Annotated in this window: 17 protein-coding genes and 1 other annotated feature; of the genes, 4 read left to right on the top strand and 13 right to left on the bottom strand. The window is 38.6% G+C overall.

Annotated features, from left to right (window positions below; genetic code table 11):
- Positions 1-4: 4 nt before the first annotated feature.
- Positions 5-1,183 (bottom strand): efflux RND transporter periplasmic adaptor subunit, encoded by a 1,179-nt coding sequence (locus tag IGL93_RS01630; protein WP_002355284.1) that lies wholly within the window; start codon positions 1,181-1,183, stop codon positions 5-7.
- A 320-nt stretch (positions 1,184-1,503) separates the two neighbouring features.
- Here IGL93_RS01630 and IGL93_RS01625 point away from each other — a divergent pair, with 320 nt between their 5' ends.
- Together IGL93_RS01625 and IGL93_RS01620 are read left to right on the top strand one after the other, a co-directional pair.
- Positions 1,504-2,142 (top strand): NAD(P)H-binding protein, encoded by a 639-nt coding sequence (locus tag IGL93_RS01625; RefSeq protein WP_002373205.1) that lies wholly within the window; start codon positions 1,504-1,506, stop codon positions 2,140-2,142.
- Between the two features lie 78 nt (positions 2,143-2,220).
- Positions 2,221-3,336 (top strand): NAD(P)/FAD-dependent oxidoreductase, encoded by a 1,116-nt coding sequence (locus tag IGL93_RS01620; RefSeq protein WP_010713581.1) that lies wholly within the window; start codon positions 2,221-2,223, stop codon positions 3,334-3,336.
- Positions 3,337-3,402: 66 nt separating this feature from the next.
- Here the strand turns inward: IGL93_RS01620 and IGL93_RS01615 are convergent, their stop codons facing one another.
- Genes IGL93_RS01615 through IGL93_RS01605 form a run of 3 tightly spaced genes read right to left on the bottom strand, consistent with a single transcriptional unit; the run spans position 3,403 to position 6,796 of the window.
- Complete coding sequence (locus tag IGL93_RS01615; protein WP_002355280.1) at positions 3,403-4,557, bottom strand: mannitol-1-phosphate 5-dehydrogenase; 1,155 nt, start codon at positions 4,555-4,557, stop codon at positions 3,403-3,405.
- A gap of 14 nt (positions 4,558-4,571) precedes the next feature.
- Positions 4,572-5,009, bottom strand: coding sequence for a PTS sugar transporter subunit IIA (locus IGL93_RS01610; RefSeq protein WP_002355279.1), 438 nt, complete (start codon positions 5,007-5,009; stop codon positions 4,572-4,574).
- A gap of 14 nt (positions 5,010-5,023) precedes the next feature.
- Positions 5,024-6,796, bottom strand: coding sequence for a PTS mannitol-specific transporter subunit IIBC (locus tag IGL93_RS01605; RefSeq protein WP_002405272.1), 1,773 nt, complete (start codon positions 6,794-6,796; stop codon positions 5,024-5,026).
- A 245-nt stretch (positions 6,797-7,041) separates the two neighbouring features.
- On the opposite strand from IGL93_RS01605, the gene IGL93_RS01600 reads away from it, so the two are divergent.
- Entirely contained in the window at positions 7,042-7,137 is a 96-nt protein-coding gene (locus IGL93_RS01600) for a type I toxin-antitoxin system Fst family toxin (protein WP_015543884.1), read from the top strand.
- Between the two features lie 257 nt (positions 7,138-7,394).
- On the opposite strand, the gene IGL93_RS01595 is transcribed toward IGL93_RS01600, so the two are convergent.
- The 3 genes from IGL93_RS01595 to IGL93_RS01585 are packed head-to-tail and all read right to left on the bottom strand — an operon-like array spanning position 7,395 to position 11,612.
- Positions 7,395-7,829 (bottom strand): PTS sugar transporter subunit IIA, encoded by a 435-nt coding sequence (locus IGL93_RS01595; RefSeq protein ID WP_010775533.1) that lies wholly within the window; start codon positions 7,827-7,829, stop codon positions 7,395-7,397.
- A 10-nt stretch (positions 7,830-7,839) separates the two neighbouring features.
- A complete protein-coding gene (locus IGL93_RS01590) occupies positions 7,840-9,873 on the bottom strand; it encodes a BglG family transcription antiterminator (RefSeq protein ID WP_002355275.1) in 2,034 nt (677 codons plus the stop codon).
- Positions 9,864-11,612 carry a PTS transporter subunit EIIC gene (locus IGL93_RS01585; RefSeq protein WP_033789162.1) on the bottom strand — a complete coding sequence of 583 codons (1,749 nt, stop codon included), beginning with the start codon at positions 11,610-11,612 and terminating at the stop codon, positions 9,864-9,866. The genes IGL93_RS01590 and IGL93_RS01585 overlap by 10 nt, the downstream gene beginning before the upstream one ends.
- A gap of 183 nt (positions 11,613-11,795) precedes the next feature.
- On the opposite strand from IGL93_RS01585, the gene IGL93_RS01580 reads away from it, so the two are divergent.
- Positions 11,796-12,629: a Cof-type HAD-IIB family hydrolase gene (locus tag IGL93_RS01580; protein ID WP_002358387.1), complete on the top strand. Its 834-nt coding sequence runs from the start codon at positions 11,796-11,798 to the stop codon at positions 12,627-12,629.
- Between the two features lie 42 nt (positions 12,630-12,671).
- Here the strand turns inward: IGL93_RS01580 and IGL93_RS01575 are convergent, their stop codons facing one another.
- The 6 genes from IGL93_RS01575 to IGL93_RS01550 all read right to left on the bottom strand — a co-directional run bounded on the left by IGL93_RS01575 (position 12,672) and on the right by IGL93_RS01550 (position 18,028).
- The gene (locus tag IGL93_RS01575) at positions 12,672-13,307 is read right to left on the bottom strand and encodes a nitroreductase family protein (protein ID WP_002358386.1); all 636 of its coding nucleotides are present in this window, start codon (positions 13,305-13,307) and stop codon (positions 12,672-12,674) included.
- A 4-nt stretch (positions 13,308-13,311) separates the two neighbouring features.
- The gene (locus IGL93_RS01570; protein WP_002370202.1) at positions 13,312-13,746 is read right to left on the bottom strand and encodes a MarR family winged helix-turn-helix transcriptional regulator; all 435 of its coding nucleotides are present in this window, start codon (positions 13,744-13,746) and stop codon (positions 13,312-13,314) included.
- Positions 13,747-13,897: 151 nt separating this feature from the next.
- Positions 13,898-15,343, bottom strand: a complete 1,446-nt coding sequence (gene nhaC, locus IGL93_RS01565) for a Na+/H+ antiporter NhaC (RefSeq protein ID WP_002383673.1) — start codon at positions 15,341-15,343, stop codon at positions 13,898-13,900.
- An 89-nt stretch (positions 15,344-15,432) separates the two neighbouring features.
- Positions 15,433-15,608, bottom strand: a binding site (T-box leader).
- Between the two features lie 135 nt (positions 15,609-15,743).
- A complete protein-coding gene (pcp, locus tag IGL93_RS01560) occupies positions 15,744-16,385 on the bottom strand; it encodes a pyroglutamyl-peptidase I (protein ID WP_002355269.1) in 642 nt (213 codons plus the stop codon).
- Between the two features lie 15 nt (positions 16,386-16,400).
- Positions 16,401-17,345, bottom strand: a complete 945-nt coding sequence (locus IGL93_RS01555; RefSeq protein ID WP_002355267.1) for a DUF979 domain-containing protein — start codon at positions 17,343-17,345, stop codon at positions 16,401-16,403.
- Positions 17,342-18,028: a DUF969 domain-containing protein gene (locus IGL93_RS01550; RefSeq protein ID WP_002355265.1), complete on the bottom strand. Its 687-nt coding sequence runs from the start codon at positions 18,026-18,028 to the stop codon at positions 17,342-17,344. Before IGL93_RS01550 ends, IGL93_RS01555 begins: the two co-directional genes overlap by 4 nt.
- Between the last annotated feature and the right edge of the window lie 152 nt (positions 18,029-18,180).

The raw sequence follows: 18,180 nt of genomic DNA, 5'->3' as shown, positions 1-18,180 counted from the left end.
CCTCCTATTTCGACGCATCTGTCATTGATTCGTTGGTTGCTGATTCATCAGAAGCAATCGCTGCATCTGATTCAACAATATCACCGACTTTTACTGGTTTTTTTGAAGAAATAACTACTCGGTCGGCTGATTCTAAGCCAGATTCAATCGCCATTTTGTCGCCATTTTCTTGCCCGACTTGGACATCACGACGAATGATGGTTCCAAAATCATTCACTAAAACGTAGGCCTGTTCACCCTCTTTTTGAATCGCTTTTTTCGGTAACTCAATCGCCCCTAAATCGCCTAAATCAATGGTTGCTTGCATATGGTAGCCATTTTTAACTTTGTCTAAATTGGCCAACGCAATTTTGACGCTATAACTAGACATCGTCGTGCCACCCTCTGGATTGCCACTCGCGGCATCGCTGTTGCCTTCAGGAGGATTATCATCGATGTAAGAAATTGAGCCATCCACAACCACATTGTTGGAAACAGAAGTTAGTTTAGCTTTTTGCCCAACACTAATTTTAGTCAAGTCCTTTTCATTCACTTTTCCAGCTAAATAAAGATCTTCTGAAGTTAACCGTAAAATCGGTGAATTGGCATCTTTTACTTCTGGAATTGATACGCGACCTTTGAAATTAGCCTTTGTGGAAATATATTGCTTCGCTCCTAAATCCGCTAAGGTTTCATTGGTGAAGGTAATCTCTTCATCTACCGCATCGACTTCTGTTTGATATTGTTCATTTAAATCATCACCAGACATTGTGCGGTCTTCTTCTTTAGTTTTATTAAATTTATCAATGGCCCGATTCCACTTATTATAGATATTCGCCCGCTTCGTTTCTAATTTGGCTAAGCTATTTTGTTGTGCCTCAATTTCTTTTGTGACCGCCTCATCTTCATAAGTAAATAATTCTGTGCCTGCATCTACGACATCGCCGTTTTTCACCTTAATCTCTGGATCCTTTGTTATTTTTTGATCACGCGCAAAGGCTTCCATTTGTTCCGGTTGGATGACACCGTTAATATAAATTTGTTGCAAGTCGGGAACGTCAAAATAGTCAATTCCCCAGTCATCTTTAGGCGCTTGCTTGACAGCTACTTGTTGTGCATTTTTATTTAACGCATTCACAGTTACGATGCCCCCAACCGCAATTACCGCAACTGCCCCCAATATAATTATCGTTTTCTTCTTCATTTTCTTCGTTTCATCTCCTCATTCTGTCTATTTTCCCCAACAAACTAAATTGCTCGGTCGTTCACTTATACCTATTTAACCATGCTTGAATTCAAGAAACAAGGGCATTTCTCTAGGCCTTTAGTCTGATTTATTTCATTTTTGTTCATTTTTTTATTTATTTCACGACAATAAATAACCATTGTTGGGTCTTTGTGTTTCAACAATCTAAAAAGGTTATTTTTATGTTATTTATAACTAAACTATGCGCAATCGAGATTTTTTGCTTCTTTTTTTATTTAAGGTACACTAGAAGAAACAATTGAAAGTGAGGGCTTGCCATGAAAATTATTATTTTTGGCGGTAGCGGTTTTTTAGGTCAACAAATCGCAAAAATTTTAGTCCAACGCCAACATCAAGTCATCAGTGTTTCACGTCATGGAAAGCCTGCCACGCTCTCCGCATCTTGGAGCCACCAAGTGCAGTGGGTATGCTCCGATGTTACTCGTGACACGAATTGGCAAGAACAAGTCCAGCGTGCTGACTGGGTCATTGATACGGTAGGTATTTTATTTGAAAATCCACGAAAAAAGAAAACCTATCAACGGCTAATTCTGACGCCCGTGAAAAAAATCAGCTCTTTTTTAGCACAACAAAAAAAGCCAGCTAAGTTTTTATTTATTTCAGCCAATACTGTTCCTTTCCCTTTGAGAAAATATATGGATGCCAAATTGGCAGCGGAGGAACTAATCCACCAAGAAGTCGCCGAAGCAGTAATTTTTTATCCTAGTTTACTTGTAGGTCAAGAACGTACCGGCACCATACTTTTTAGTAAATGTATTTATTTTTTTAAGAAAATCCCCTTTTTAAAGAACTTATTTATTGGCTATGATCCCGTGCCTGTGGCAGAAATGGCACAAGAAATTGTTCACGTTTTAGAAGGCGGCAATTCTATTTACACACACAGAAGGACCCGCTAACAATTTATCTCTCAATCGTCTCTGTCTAGAGGCGGTTTTTTTGTGTTACAATACAACTGTTCGAAGGAGAGAAGAAGCATGAAAAAAATTGCCATTATTGGCGGCGGCATTATCGGAATGACGTTAGCTAATTATTTAGATCCACAAAAATTTGACATTACCGTTTATGATGAAGGGATCGGCCAAGCGACTAAAGCGAGCGCTGGGATTATTTCCCCTTGGCTATCCAAACGTCGAAATAAGAAATGGTACCAATTAGCGCGAGAGGGCGCTGCCCTATTTCCAAAGCTAGTCAAAGATTTTCAGCTGACGGAGGATATTTATCGTCAATCAGGGACAGTCATTTTGCGTCCGGCAGCTGCTTTGGCAGACTTAGCCCATTTGGCAGAAGAGCGTAAGCAAACTGCACCTGAAATTGGAGAAATCACGATGTTGTCAGCGGTTCAAACAGCGAAGTTCTTACCGCTACTTAAGGAAACTCCCTCACTTTTTATTTCTGGCGGCGGTCGCCTAGATGGACCAGCTTATCTAAACCATCTTCAGAAACGCGCCGAAGCCAAAGGGGTCACTTTTTGTTCACAACGGGCGCACTTTCGACAACTGAATCAAGGGTGGGAAATTGTCACAAATTCAGAAAAAAAGAGCGTTGATTTTCTCGCTTTAACACCTGGTCCTCATTTAAAGGAATTACTCGCTACTTTAAATTTATCTGTGGACATTCATCCCCAAAAAGGACAATTGTTAGTTTTCGAGACCCCTTTTACAAATAGTCAGCAATGGCCTGTCGCTATGTTAGATGGCGAAGCCGATTTAATTCCTTTTAATCAAGGAAAAATTTTATTAGGTGCCACCCACGAAAATGAACAAGCCTGGGATTTAGAAGAGACTGTTAGCGCTTTTCAACAACTAACTTCTGGGACTGCGCCATTTCTAAAAGAAGCAGATCAGCTTTTTAAGCAACCCATGCATTACCGCGTTGGTACACGTGCTTATACATCTGATTTCGCTCCGTTTTTTGGTCCTTTGCCAGAGCTGCCCCACCTTGTGGTTGCTAGCGGACTTGGTTCATCAGGACTCACTACTGGCCCATTCATTGGTTACCAATTAGCTGAATACTTCAATACAGGTGCCTTCAAAGGAGAGCTTTATCAAAAACCACTTAGTCAATATGTAAAAAACAACCCCTCACTTTAATCAGTGAGCGGTTGTTTTTTTCTTTAATTAAGAAATGTGAAGTATCTTGGTAGAAGGATTTTGTTATTATGCTACTTGTGGTCGCGCATAGCGTTCTACGTTTTGTTTAATATTTTTAACCGTTTCTGGATCTTCAATGCCCGTTACTTCAGCGATCACTGTATCAACGCTTTCTTGGTCAAGCATTTCCTGTAATTGACGGCTTTGTTCATCTTCTGGATCATGATAATTAAAGACAATACCAATCATTGCTAATAAATGCGGCGACACTAGATTGCGTTCCTGTAATTCACGGATTGGTCGAATAAACCGTTCTTGCGCACCTAATTTTCTGATTGGTGTCCGTGCTACACGTGTAATAGCATCTGAAATATATTTATTTTGGAAACGTTGAATAATTTTTTCAATATAGGCTGCATGTTCTTGTTCATCAAAATTCCATTTAGCCACTAAAAGTTTACCGGTTTCCTGCAAAACTGATTTGAGTTGTGCTACCACTAAGGCGTCCTGCATCGCTTCGTCAATGGTTTGATAGCCTAACAACGCCCCTGTATAGGCAACTGTAGCATGGCCAGTGTTTACACTAAATAATTTTCGTTCAATATACGGCTCTAAATCAGCAACGTAATGAACGCCTTCTAACTGAATCTCTTTGGCTTTTCGGTTGGTATCATCAATGACCCATTCACAAAAAGGCTCAACTTGAACAAAAAGTGGATCTTCATGTTTTTGTAATGGAACAATCCGATCAACCGCCGCATCAGGAAAACCAATCCATTGTTCAGCATAAGCTGGGTTTTTCAAATATTTGGCCACTTCTTCTGCTAAAAAGGTTGAACCACCAATCATATTTTCACAAGCGATAATATCCAGCGGCTTTTGGCAATTTGCTTCGGCACGTGCATCAATTCCTTGGGCAATTAATTCAGCAATTCTTGGTAAAATATTGGGACCAATCGCCGTCGTGACTAAATCGGCTTCCGCAATTGCTTCTACTACTTTTTCTGGTTCTGTCATGTTATTTAACCCGGTCACATTTTCAACGTTAATTTGTTGATGTGAGGCATCGGCCAATTCAATTGTATAACTTTTACGTTCTTTTAACGCTTGAATGATGGTTTCATTAACATCCACAAACGTAATATGAAACCCGTTTTTAGCTAAAATTTCGCCGATAAAGCCGCGTCCAATATTTCCTGCTCCAAAATGTACTGCGTTCATTCTTATTCTCTCCTTTAAGCAATGGCTAAATTTTCTGTTATTTCTTCTTTACTTAATGCGTCGGCAAGTTGCACCACGTTATCCATATCACTACAATAAAGTGCAATTTGTTGGACTAATTGCAAATGTTCTTCACCGACTCCGGCAATCCCAAATAATACGGTAGCAATTTTTTCATCTTCTTCGGTGCCAAAATTAACACCCTCTGGGACTTGCACTACACAGATTCCTGATTTTTTCACTAATTTTTTGGCTTCTTCTGTTCCATGAGGAATGGCAATAAAATTCCCCATATAAACAGATAGCAATTGGTCTCTTTCAATCATTGCTTCGATATAAGCGGGCTCAACACAGCCTGCCTCGACTAGTTTTTCGCCGCAAAAGCGAATAGCTTCTTCTTTTGTATTAAACTGTTGATTTAATTCAATTGAAATATTCGTAAGATTTTCCATTGTTTTCTTCCTCTCTAGGCACTTTCTTTTAAGAGCGAAACCACTGTTTCATATTTTTGGGGATTAACCATACTTTTTACTGATAAGTGTGTCGCTTTCGGTGCTTTTTTACGGGCTTGTTCCGTTAGTTCAGCTTTAGTGACAATTAAAGCCTGTGTTTGTTGAGTTAATTCATTAATATTAATTTTTCGAATCGGCATTGAAATTTTCTCTTTATCTAAAATTTCTTCTAAGACTTTCATTCCCATCGTTGCTGACCCGACACGGTCATCGTGAACCAAAAGAATCTCATTGACATTTGCTAAATCTCCCTCAATTTCAGAAGCAGGTGTTGCTTTGGAGGCTGTTGGTTGTGCGTCGTTTTTTTCTTTGGTACCTGATAGTTCAGCCACAATTTCATCATAACGTGGTGAGTTCAAGAAGTTTTCAACTGCTACAAAGGTTGCATTAGGTGCTTTCTGTTTGGCCCGTTCTTGCAATTCCGCTTGTGTGACAATCAATGTATTTCCCTCATCGGTCAAATTATTAATGGCCCGATTCGTCACAGTTTGTACTAAACCAGCCTCTTGGACCTTTTTCCGTAAGATAGACGCACCCATTGCACTAGAGCCCATCCCAGCATCACAAGCAAAAATAATTTGTTGAATTCCTGACAATGAAGCACTACCATTTGTGACAGTTAATCCTTTTGATGCTGCTTTAGCAGCTTGGGTTTCTTTCACTTTTTGGGCAAATTCATCACTTTCTTCTTTCGCATCTGCTTTTAAAATGACTGCGGATACTGCAAAGGAAACAGCAGTTGCTGCCAAAACACCTAAAATAACTGGTAAGTAAGAACCCATTGGTGTCATCGCTAAAATAGCTATAATGGAGCCTGGTGAAGCGGGCGCACGTAAACCAGCATCTAACGTTTGGAAAACCAAACTACCTGTCGCACCACCTGCAATAACCGATAAGAATAATAACGGTTTCATCATTACATATGGGAAGTAAATTTCGTGGATACCACCAAGGAAATGAATAATTATTGCTCCCGGCGCAGAAGATTTTGCCGCACCTTTTCCAAAAAACATAAATGCTAATAAGACACCTAACCCAGGACCAGGGTTTGCTTCTAATAGGAAAAGAATTGATTTGCCAGCCGATAAGACTTGTTCTGTCCCTAAGGGTGTTAAAATGCCATGATTAATCGCATTGTTTAAAAAGAGCACTTTTGCCGGTTCAATAAAAATACTCGTTAATGGAATCAAATGAGCATTTAAAATGATTTCCACACCACGTGCCATTGCAGCAGTCAGCGCATCGACAATTGGGCCAATCGCTGAAAAACCAAGTAAAGCTAATGCAAAACCAATCAATCCAGCTGAAAAATTGTTTACTAACATTTCAAAACCAGCTTTAATCCGATGTTGGAAATACTGATCAAATTTCTTAATTGTAAAGCCACCAAGTGGACCCATAATCATGGCACCTAACATCATCGGAATATCGGTTCCCACAATCACGCCCATTGTCGCAATTGCGCCAACTACGGCACCGCGATCACCTGCAATTACTTTCCCACCAGTGTAGCCAATTAATAATGGAATTAAATAGGTCAACATTGGGCCAACCATCGTGGCAAAGGCTTTATTTGGCAGATATCCATCTGGGATAAATAGCGCTGTCAAAACGCCCCACGCAATCAACGCCCCGATATTGGGCATCACCATGCTAGATAAGGTACTGCCAAGTCTTTGGACTTTCGCTTTAATTGATACTTTATTTTTTTCTGGTACTTGTTCCATTTTTATTCTCCTTCTCTCAAGTAACTTTTCTTGTTGACTAAATTGTATCCGCTTTCCGAATCTGGAAAAAGTCGTACTTTGGCACAAACCATTGTGCCAAAAGTTGAAAGAAAAAAGCACGTGTTCTCTAGTTACGAAAACCAGAAAACACGTGCTTATTCCATTTCTAATAATTTCAATAATAAATGAACAACTTTTTATGCTATACTCAAATTGGCGACTTGCCTCGAAAGGAGGTGCATCACATGTACGAGATTGTCACAAAAATTCTTGTGCCGATTTTTGTCGGGATTGTCCTGAAACTTGTAACCATTTGGTTGGAAAAACAGAACGAGGAATAAACAAGTTGCTTCCAGCCGCTGCTGTCTAAACAGCAAAAAAAGACACCCTACTACTGATAGGGTGTCTTTTTAGTGCATCCATGCACGACTTTGTCACAAGTTACCTTAAATTTATCATAGGGCCTATTTTTTGTCAAGGAATCTTCTTATCTTTTTTGTTTAACCTCTTAAATTAAAATATTTTATTTTTTTAATATAAAATTATTTCAATAATTATTGAACATTTCAGAATGAATTGATTTTTTTCAGACGTAACTTTAGGCTTGAGCCAGAATTTTTTGTGCTTCATCTATTGTTTGACAATCACTGAGCCGCTGAATGTTTTCGAGATCTGAACAGAAAAAAGCTAATTCTTGAAGCATGCTTAATTGCCGTTGACTTTTTAGAGCAACGACAAATAACAAAGTAGCTATTTTTCGATCTGCTTCCGTACCAAAGTTGACCCCATCAGGCACTTGAATAAAGCAAATCCCTTCTTTTAAAACTTGTTCATCTTGTCCTTCCGCATGAGGTAATGCCACGAAGTTACCGATATACACACTGACTTTTTGTTGACGTTGATACATTGCTTTGACATAGTCAGGCGTGACAAACTGATTTTTTAGCAGTAATTCACCAGAAGCTGCAAGTGCTTCCTCCCAACTAGCATACGATTGATTCAACATTATTTGCTCCGCTGTAATTTCAAACATCTCTCAACACCTAGCCTTTCATTTCTTCAATTAATAATGACGAAAGCAACTGATAAACAATGGCTTCATTTCCTGAATGAAAAATTTCTGTATTTAAATCATTCATAATAATCGCACCACTGATTTTCCCTAAAATTTTCCCGATTGTTTCATCAATCGGCATCGGCGCTAGCATGAGTAACATACGTTGTAACTGCATCGGCTTTTTATCCATCCCTTCAATCATAAGTGGCTGGGCCAGATTAAAAATACAAAAAACAGGCTGTGTCACTGCTGTACTTGAGGTATGGAATAAGGCCATTTCCGTCTGAGGAATCCCAATAGGCGCTTGCTCGTAACGTTTCATCAATTGCTGACAGACGATTGCACTATCGGTGATTAAATCTGCGGAAAGTTGCGCGAGAGCTTGTTGAACGGTTTCTGCTAAATCCGCTTGATTATTTAAATCTGCTATGAAAAATGTTTCTAATAGTTTACTAATTTCTTCCATGAAAGCGACCACTGTTTCGTAGCTTTCTTCGCCACCTATTTTTTTCACAGGCGCTTTCCTAAGCGAGCGTTTTTCGTGACTAATCCGCTTAAACTCTTCTTTCAATTGGCGGATTTCATCGTCTAAAAGTAACGGTGAGATCAATTTATATTTACCATTGTATCCTGGTAATAATGAAGTGGAAATCACTAAGTCATAGTTTTCCTCAACATTCACCTTACCTAAATCCGCAATCCGAAAAAAATGAATCTGGTTGATAAAAGGAAAGTAGCGCCGTAATCGCATTTCCAGCATACTTGTCGAAGCCAAACCGCTAGGAGAAAAACCAGCAATATCAACTTCCATAATTTTGGGACTCCGCTCTAAAGAATTGGCAAAATGAAGTACCATGTAGGCAATTTCCTCTTCCGATAAATTCTTTTGCGGAAAAATTTGCGGCAACGCTTGGCGTAAAGCCGCAGCTATTTCTTGATATTGATTCATAATCCGTTCTAAAATGGGATTCGTTAAATCTTCTTCTTGTAAAACCGCCCGAGAAAAAACACCTGATAAATGCGTCAACAACATTTTATACAAATTGGTATCTTCGAAAAAATTAACTTCCGTTTCTTGACTTACTGCTTCAATCAGTTGTTTCACTGCATAAGCCAGCTGAGTGTCAAAATGTTCATCAAAAAAATCTTCATCAAAAGAATTAGAAAAATCACTTAATAAGCTAGCAAAAAAAACAATCTCACTGACAGCATATAGTTGTTTCGTTTCAGCAGCGACTTTTGAAAAAAGTCGTTTAGAACAATTTAGAAAGGCCTTATTCATCTGCCCAGTATAGGTCTCATCAGCTAAATAAAAACCTGCAGTGACCCGATCCATCGCAATTGTTAACATTAAAATCAAATGTTGTAATTTACGATCACTTAATGCTGGAAATAAAGTTTCTACTTCTGGCTGAACAATTTTTTGTGCAAATGCTAAATGTTCCGCATGAATAAATTGAAAGAAAAAATGGTCGTTTGTCGTTAATTCGGTAAAATGAAAAAATTGGTACTCATTAATTTCCATACTTAGAATATTCGCCATTAGAAGACGGCGATATTTTTCAGAACCAGTCACTTCATAGCCTTGATTCCGAGAAATCGTCAACGGAATCCGAGCAATCCGTGTTTCTAATTGTTTAATATCGGCATAAAAAGTCGTATTACTAATACAATACGTTTCCAGAAAATAATGCATAGAGACTGGCTCTTTTGTTTGCAGTAATGTCAATAAAATCGCATGTTGCCGCGCCAAAGTAGAAAGTTCCTGTGTCTCTTCTCCTAAAATAGCAGCCTGAATTTCCGTCATCGCTGCTTCATCTGCTTGAATCGAAAAGCGCCCACGAGCTACTTTTTCCAACGTCGCGCCCATCGATGCTAGCGAGGTTTCTAAATTTTCTAATTCACGATATACCGTCCGGCGGCTAACCTTTAACAAATTCATCATGCGGTTTACTGAAACGGGGGTGGGACTATTCACTAATTCCGTTAATAGAACAGTTTCTCTTGTCGTTAAAAACATCTATCAGCTCCTCCTTCCAGCCATTCTTGATACTCTTTCTTATTCAAAAAACTAGTAACTACGTATAAATTTTGTTGCGTTAGATCTAAATGATAGGCTTGCGCCAGTTCACGAGTCACTACGTAGGTTGTCTCCTTGGTAAAAAAGACTGTTTCCAGTGGTTCTTTAGATACTTCAATCGCGACTCCTTGTTTCGCTGCTTGTTGCCGCAATAATTCCATTCCCATTGTTTGCGATCCTCGAACATTCTCGGTATATAAAAAAACAAGCTTCTGTATTTGTTTGGTCGGGTTCGTTTCAGTAGACTCTGAACCAAGTGAAGATTGCTCTTGAGAAGAAGCAGTCAGTTTGGCTAAAACTTGCGGGTAATAGGATTTAATTTCTAAAAAATTTTGAACACTCACCATATCCTTTTCTGGGACGTACTTTTGTGCTAACTGTTTCAATTCTGCTTGAATGACCACTAATGTCTTAGGCTGCCACTTCATCTGATGAACGGACTGGTAAGTCACAGGTATCTCCAAGTCCACAGCTTTTAATTGTCGGCTCAGCAAACTAGCCCCCATGGCACTTGAGCCCATTCCTGCATCACAAACAAATAAAATTTGCTGATAGTTAGGTGTGACTGTTTCCACTTGGTCTTCCTCCTTCTCCTTCATCTTTATCATTGAAACTGGTTCAGTTCCTCGTTGACGTTTTAATAACAAGCTTGCTATTGCAAAAGAGCACAGAAAGCTAACAAAAATTCCACTAAAAACCGCCAGCCTTGCCTCAGTCGGTGCATTGGCTAAAATCGCAACCAATGAACCTGGCGAAGCAGGAGCGCTTAACCCCACATTAAATATTTGAAAAACAAGCGTACCACTCATTCCTCCAGCAATTACTGCTAAAAATAAGCGCGGATCCATCAAAACAAACGGAAAATAAATTTCATGAATACCCCCAATCAATTGAATCATGGTGGCGCCTCCTGCTGTTTTTCGTTGTCCTACAGGACCAAACAGCAGAAAAGCAACCAAAACGCCCACGCCTGGTCCAGGATTTGTTTCCAATAGAAATAAAATGGACTGACCTGTTTGACTAGCACCTTCTAAACCTAGAGGCGTTAATAAGCCATGGTTAATCGCATTATTAAAAAATAACACTTTTAAGGGTTCTAAGAAAACGTGAACCAATGGCAAAAGATTGGCTTCAATTAACCAAGAAGAAAATTGATACAGCCAAAAACTAGCGCTTTCAACAGCCGGAGCTACAACCAGAATACCAAAACAGCACAGCAGTCCTCCCACAATTCCTGCTAAAAAGTTTTTAGTCAGCATCTCATAGCCTTCTTTAACTTTCGGTAAGAGAATTTGTTCAATTTTGGCGAAAGTATATCCTGCTAAAGGGCCAATAAACATAGCACCAAACAACTGTGGAACAGCTGTGGAAACAATCACGCCCACTGTCGCAATAGCAGCAACGACGCCGCCACGTTGTTCCTCGAACATTTTTCCGCCTGTAAAACCAATTAGAATCGGTAAAACAACTCGAATCATTATCGTTTCGACTTCAGAAAGAGCTAGCCGTAGATTTCCAGTCGTATAGCCAGCCACCAAAGACAATAAGCTCCACGCAATAAAAATACTCAAATTTGGCATAATCATCCCACTCAAACGATGACCAAAACGACGTAAATAGGGAGTTACTTTCACAAACTTATGTTTAAAAAAGAGCGAATGCATTTCTTTTTCCTTCATATTCCTTGTCCCTCGCTCTCTATGTAGATAATTAGAATACTTCTATTATATGAAATTTCACAAAAAAATAGTATAGATTTTTGTAAAATAATTCTTTTATACACCTCACAAGAGAATCCGTTTACATTAATAGAAAAAACTTTTATACTAAAAGAAAGAAACTCTTCGGATTGGAGGCCAATTATGGCAATCAAAGCAATTGTAATGGATATTGATGGTACCTTGTTAACTTCAGAAAAAAAGATTTCACCAAAAACGCGACAAGCATTAGTAGCTGCACAAAAACAAGGCCTCTCACTGATTTTGGCTTCTGGCCGCCCGACTAACGGTATGCGGCCCTTAGCAGATGAATTGGAGATGGCTCATTATAATGGACACTTACTTTCCTATAACGGCGCTTGTGTCACCCATCACGGCAGTCAGCAACAACTATTTAATCAGACAATTTCAAAGTCATTGAGTCAACAAATTTTAGAGCATTTGAAACAATTTGACGTAATTCCAATGATTAATGATGAAACATTTATGTATGTCAATGATGTTTTTCATAACACCTTACATTTAGAGACTGGTGATTTTAATATTATTGAATATGAATCACGGGGTGGCAACTTTCAATTATGTGAGTGGCGTGATTTAGCCGCCAGACTAAACTTTCCCTTGAACAAAATTTTAATTGCTGGTGAACCCGCCTATTTACAAAAATATCATGAGGCCATCTACGCGCCTTTCAAAGAAACCGTCACCGCTGCTTTTTCCGCTCCTTTCTATTTTGAATTTACCGCAAAAAATATTGATAAAGCGCGTTCTTTAGAAAAACTAACCCTACAGTTAGGCATAACTGCTGAAGAAGTAATTGCTTTTGGTGATGGTCACAACGATTATACAATGTTGGAATGGGCCGGCACGGGGATTGCTATGGAAAACGCCGTTGACGAGCTTAAAAGCATCGCAACGGAAGTCACTTTATCCAACGACAATGACGGCATCGCTGTTGCATTAGCCAACTTTCTTTAAGATCGTTGGTTGATGCAAGCGTACGCCGTCATTTTTTATTGCCTATTCAAATGTCGTGATTTTTTCTGGTGCTAAACGAACAGATTCATAACCAGTTTCCATGCCCTTACCCACAGATAAAATCATTACTGGGACATAGCGCTCTTGATCTAAACCAAATGTTTCGGCTAATTTTTCCGCTTCAAAACCACCGATTGGATTTGTTTCATATCCGTGAGCTCGGGCCACTAACATAAATTGCATAGCTGCTAAACTCGCATCAATTTTTACGATGTCATTCATTTGTTCTCTGCTTAAACTTTCATAATGGGGAATAATGGCTGCTAATTGTTGGTCCCGCACTTCCTTAGGCATTTTACCACTAGCATAGGCTTGATTGTAAATTTCCTCTCCTCGCTCATGGCAGTTTAGATCACCAAAAATTAAGAGCATTGCAGAAGATGTTTCATTTTGACGCGTATTAAAGCGAATTAAGGGTTTTAATTTTTCTTTGCCTGCTTCACTTTCCACTACGACAAAACGCCAGGGCTGCATGTTAACAGAAGAAGGGGCAGTGGTCGCTTCTTGAATCATTGTTAACATTTCTTCATGAGAAATTTTATGGGTTTCATCGTACACCCGAACCGATTTGCGGCCAAAAACAATCTCTGAAAAATCATTCGTTGTATATGTTGTCATTCTATCATACCTCTTTCGTTGTAATGCTTTGATCTAGTTTTGTCAAAAGTTCTTTTAACTGGCGACAGTCGTCCTTTGTAAATGTACTGGGAATAATTTCTGTTACCATTTGTTGCTTGGCTGTACATTGCTGTAGTTCTTGTTGTGCTTTTTCTGTTAAATGCACTAGCACTTCCCGATTATTTTCTGGATTTCGCTGTCGTGTCACATACTGTTTCTCTTCTAAAATTTTCAAATGGCGAGTGACCGCACCACTATCGATTTTTAAGTGTTCTTGAATCTCCGTTTGAAGACACGGCTGACGTTCTTTTAAAATCATCAGCAACTCATAACGAGTCAAACTCAAGCCAACTTGCTCTTCAAAAACTTTGGTAATTTTTTGATCTAATACCTTTAACTGACATAATAATTGGCTGACTTCCCGTAATGATAACGACATAGTTTCCTCCTTAAAAAGATGACTCGTCAACAATTGACTAGTCAACTATAACTGTTTCTTTCTAAAAATGCAACCTTTTTTACAAGAAAAATAGAACAATTGACAGAGAGAAACTACAGTATTCCCCATCAACTGTTCTATTTTAATCAATCTATTTTTCGGTAACAGGTTCTGCTGATAACCGCTTAATCCCTAAACCAGTAAATGCACTGACCATTGAGAAGACAGGCGATAATAAGCTAAAGAAAACAAATGGTAAGTAAGTCAACGTTGGTACGCCAAAGGTCCCCGCTACGAAGCTACCTGCAATCCCCCAAGGAATGAGGTAGTTAATAACCGTCCCACCATCCTCCAAGGTTCTGCCTAAAACAGTCGGATCCAAGCCTTCTTTTTTGTAAACTTCTTTAAAGGCATTCCCTGGTAAAATAACCGATAGGAATTGTTCACCAATAAAAATATTTACGCCAATTCCTGTTAATAACGTTGATAAAATCAATTTCGGTGTACTGCTCATTTTCTGCGAAACAACTTCCATGACCGCAGAAATCAATCCTAATTCCATTAATAAGCCACCTAGAGACAACGTTAGAATAATAAGTGCCACAGTCGGCATCATACTCATAATCCCGCCACGACTTAATAATTGATCAATTTGTGCGTTCCCCGTTTGAGAAACAAACCCATTTTCCAACGTGTTTCCTAATGCCTGCAACGATACTTTCGGATTTTGAATAATAATCATAATTACTGCCACAATAATGTTCAACAAAATCGTGATAATCGCTGGAATTTTGCGCCAGGCACAGATTAACATTAAGGCTAATGGTAACAATGACCAAATGGAAATGGTAAAGTGGTCTTCCAATACTTGAATAACTTGAACTACTTCTGTCAGACTAGTATTCGCGTACGTTTGTCCTAAAATCATAAACAAGATTAAAGAGACGATAAATGCTGGTACAGTCGACCACATCAAGTTTTTTATATGTTTAAACAAATCCGCTTCAACAATCGCTGCGGCTAAGTTTGTTGATTCTGATAAAGGTGACATTTTATCACCAAAAACTGAACCAGAAACAATCGCCCCCACAACTAAAGCAGGATTTAACCCTAAGGTACTGCCAATACCGAAAAAGGCAATTCCAATTGTTGACATCACTGTAAAAGCACTACCTACTGCACTGCCGACAATCGCACAGACAATAAAAACTGACGGCACAAACCATTTAACACTAATCATTTTAAAACCAAAAACCATAATCGTTGGAATAATTCCAGCTTGAATCCAAACGGCAATCAATGCACCCACTAAAATGAAAATAAAAATTGGAATAATCCCTGGCTTCAAGCCATCAACAATCCCTTTATGCATTTGATCAAATGGTACTTTACGAAACATTGCGTAGCCTAAAATCAATGCAATCACAAACAAAATAGTAATATTTGGCGATATCTTTAAGCCAATTACTCCTGTTGCAATAGCTGCCACAATAATTAATAACACGATACTTGCTTCTCGAACACTCACGGTCTTCTTTTTCTGTTTTTCTTTCATTTCGTTACTCTCCTCTAATCTTTTTTCTGAATACTCTGACATTAAAGGATCTTATGATAACGAATAACCCCTCCACAACTCATTGAAAACGCCTCCTAAAGCTACATAAAAAGAGAGATTCATCCTTAAAGAATAAGGACGAATCTCTCCGCGGTACCACCTTAATTAGAAGCTTACTTGCTTCTCGCTTATGTATTATGTAATTGTTACTACTTATTAGTGTAATTCACAAATAGACTTGATCGATTCGCAGCAACCATCGACTTTCTGAACAAAACATCTATTTCCTACTGGGCTAATAATTTATGAATCTCAATATACCAAGAAGAAACCGACTTGTCAACGAAAATAGCATAAAAATTTTTTCACACGCCAACAAAAATTACTTTTTCTTTTTGTAAAAATAGAAAAGCGCCTCCGTTCTTACGAAAGCGCCAGTTAATTAGTGGGTTGTGCCACCTTGTAGTTGAATATCTTCTTGCGTTTTTACCGCTGCTTCAATCATATAGAACAAAGAATCTGTGATTGCTTCTAATGACATAGAAGCAAACGTTGGTTTATCAATTGTTTGTTCTGGTAGGAACGGAACATGAATAAATCCGCCACGAATAGTTGGATATTTAGTGTTAATTAAGTGTAGTAAGTGATACATAATATCATTACATACAAAGGTTCCTGCTGTATAAGAAATCGCTGCAGGTAATTGATGGTCATGACAATTTTTTACCATCGCTTTAATCGGTAAATTTGTAAAATAGGCTGTTGCTCCATCTTCAACCAACGGCACATCGCTTGGTTGTTGTCCTGCATTATCCGGGATACGCGCTTCCGCTAAATTAATCGCCACTTTTTCAACAGTGACTGTTTGGCGGCCGCCTGCTTGTCCAACACAAATCACCATATCTGGTTGATGGGTTTCAATTGCTTCAGCAACTTTTTCACCACTAGTGCCAAAAACAGTTGGCACCTCAACTTTAATAATTTCAGCTCCTGCAATTTCAGCAGGTAATTTTTTGACTGCTTCAAAGGCAGGATTGATTGCTTCTCCTCCAAATGGATCAAAGCCAGTAACGACAACTTTCATTTCGATCATCCTTTCTTATTTGAATAGAATCATATAAACAATTTGGAAAATTAACATGAAAAGTGCAATCGGCAATTGATTTTTAATGACGCCGTACTTATCTTTCATTTCCAACATGGCTACAGGTACGATATTAAAGTTCGCAGCCATCGGTGTTAACAGTGTACCACAAAAACCACATGTTAAGGCAACCATCCCAACTAATGCGGGATCTGCACCTAAAGAAAAGACAAACGGCACACCAATTCCGACTGTCATCACGGTTATTGCTGCAAAGGCATTGCCCATGATAGCCGTAAAAATAACCATTCCCACAGCATAAATAATAATCCCTACATTGACATTTCCTGCTGGTACTACGGCACTAACCCCTTTTGAAATAATCTCACCAACACCAGCGCTAGTAAAAACAGCACCTAAACAAGCTAATAGCATTGGCAACGTACTAAGAGGACCGACTGTTTCTAACATTTCCGCCGCATCATCAAAAAATACTTTCGGCGTATTATTTTTAGAAAAGAACATCATGATGAAAATCGCTACAAAGACACCAACACCGACACCGACTAAAGCTCCTAAAGTAGTCAATGTGGCAAAAAGAATTGCAAAAACCCCGATACTTAGTGCGGGAATAAAAATCTTCATTCCTAATTTTTGAGACATTTTTTCCATGTATTCTTTCGAAGGTAAGCGACTTTCTCCTTTTGTCACTTTTTGAAGAATTGCCGGAATTGTCATCACAAAAATAAGTACGCCACAGGCAACTGGTGGAATAAACCGACCAAAACCGATTAAGATCCCTAAAATCCCCCAGAATAAACTAGTCCCATACGCATGTTGATTGGTTTTATCACGAAAACTACGAAAACTTGTATATAACAAGATAATACCCATAAAAATATAAAGGACTTCCAATAACTTTGCACTCAAATCAATACTTGGATCTGTGAAAAAACTCATTTCAGTCCCTCCTGTCCATAATATTTTTTACGTAATCTTTTTTCTTTTAAAGTAAAGTAAATACTTGCCGAAATTAAGGCAACTAAGGCGACTGGTACTTCCACTAAAGCCAATTTTCCTAATGTCACTTCATAGCCTAAATCTTTCAATGTTGATTGAACAAGCAATGCCCCAGCCCCACCAACAAACAGAACTTGACCAAAGAACCAACAGATATTTTCCATGGCTGAAGCCATCCCTTTTAGTTCTTCTTCATACTCTGGCACCATTGGTAAATTTTTTGATTCAATTGTTCCTAACGCCATTGGCAAAATAATCGGACGCACAAAACCTGCTACCCCACCGAAACTTACGTTAAAAGCGGCGAAGATAATCCGAAAGACACCATAAATGTCAATAATCACACCAGCAGATACCTTTTTGAATCGTTTAATCAACGTAGCTGCTGACTCTTTCAAGCCATTTCTTTCTAAAGTTCCTGTTGCTAACATAATAATAATAAAGATAGCCATTCCTCGATTATTCACAAAGGTTGTTCCTAGTGTTTCTAGCATCGATGTCAAACCAAGCCCGCCAGTAAAAGCCGTCACTATTAAAGCAACCATCACAATCAAGATAGCATCAAATTTCAATGCGAAGCCGACAATGACGATCAATACGCCTAATAAAGGTAATAAATCCATCAAATCTCTCCTTCTTAAAATAAAATTTCACTTTCCATTATATGCCAATTTTCGCTCATTTGTAAGACTTTTTTAATTTTTAATGTTATTTTTTCTAAAGACACAGTTTCCAACACTTTTTAGAGCTACCACTCGCACTTTTTTCTTTTTTC

Source organism: Enterococcus sp. DIV1328a, assembly GCF_050536905.1.
GTDB lineage: Bacteria > Bacillota > Bacilli > Lactobacillales > Enterococcaceae > Enterococcus > Enterococcus faecalis.
Note: the sequence above shows the minus strand (reverse complement) of the source record. Positions and strands in the feature narration are given on the sequence as shown.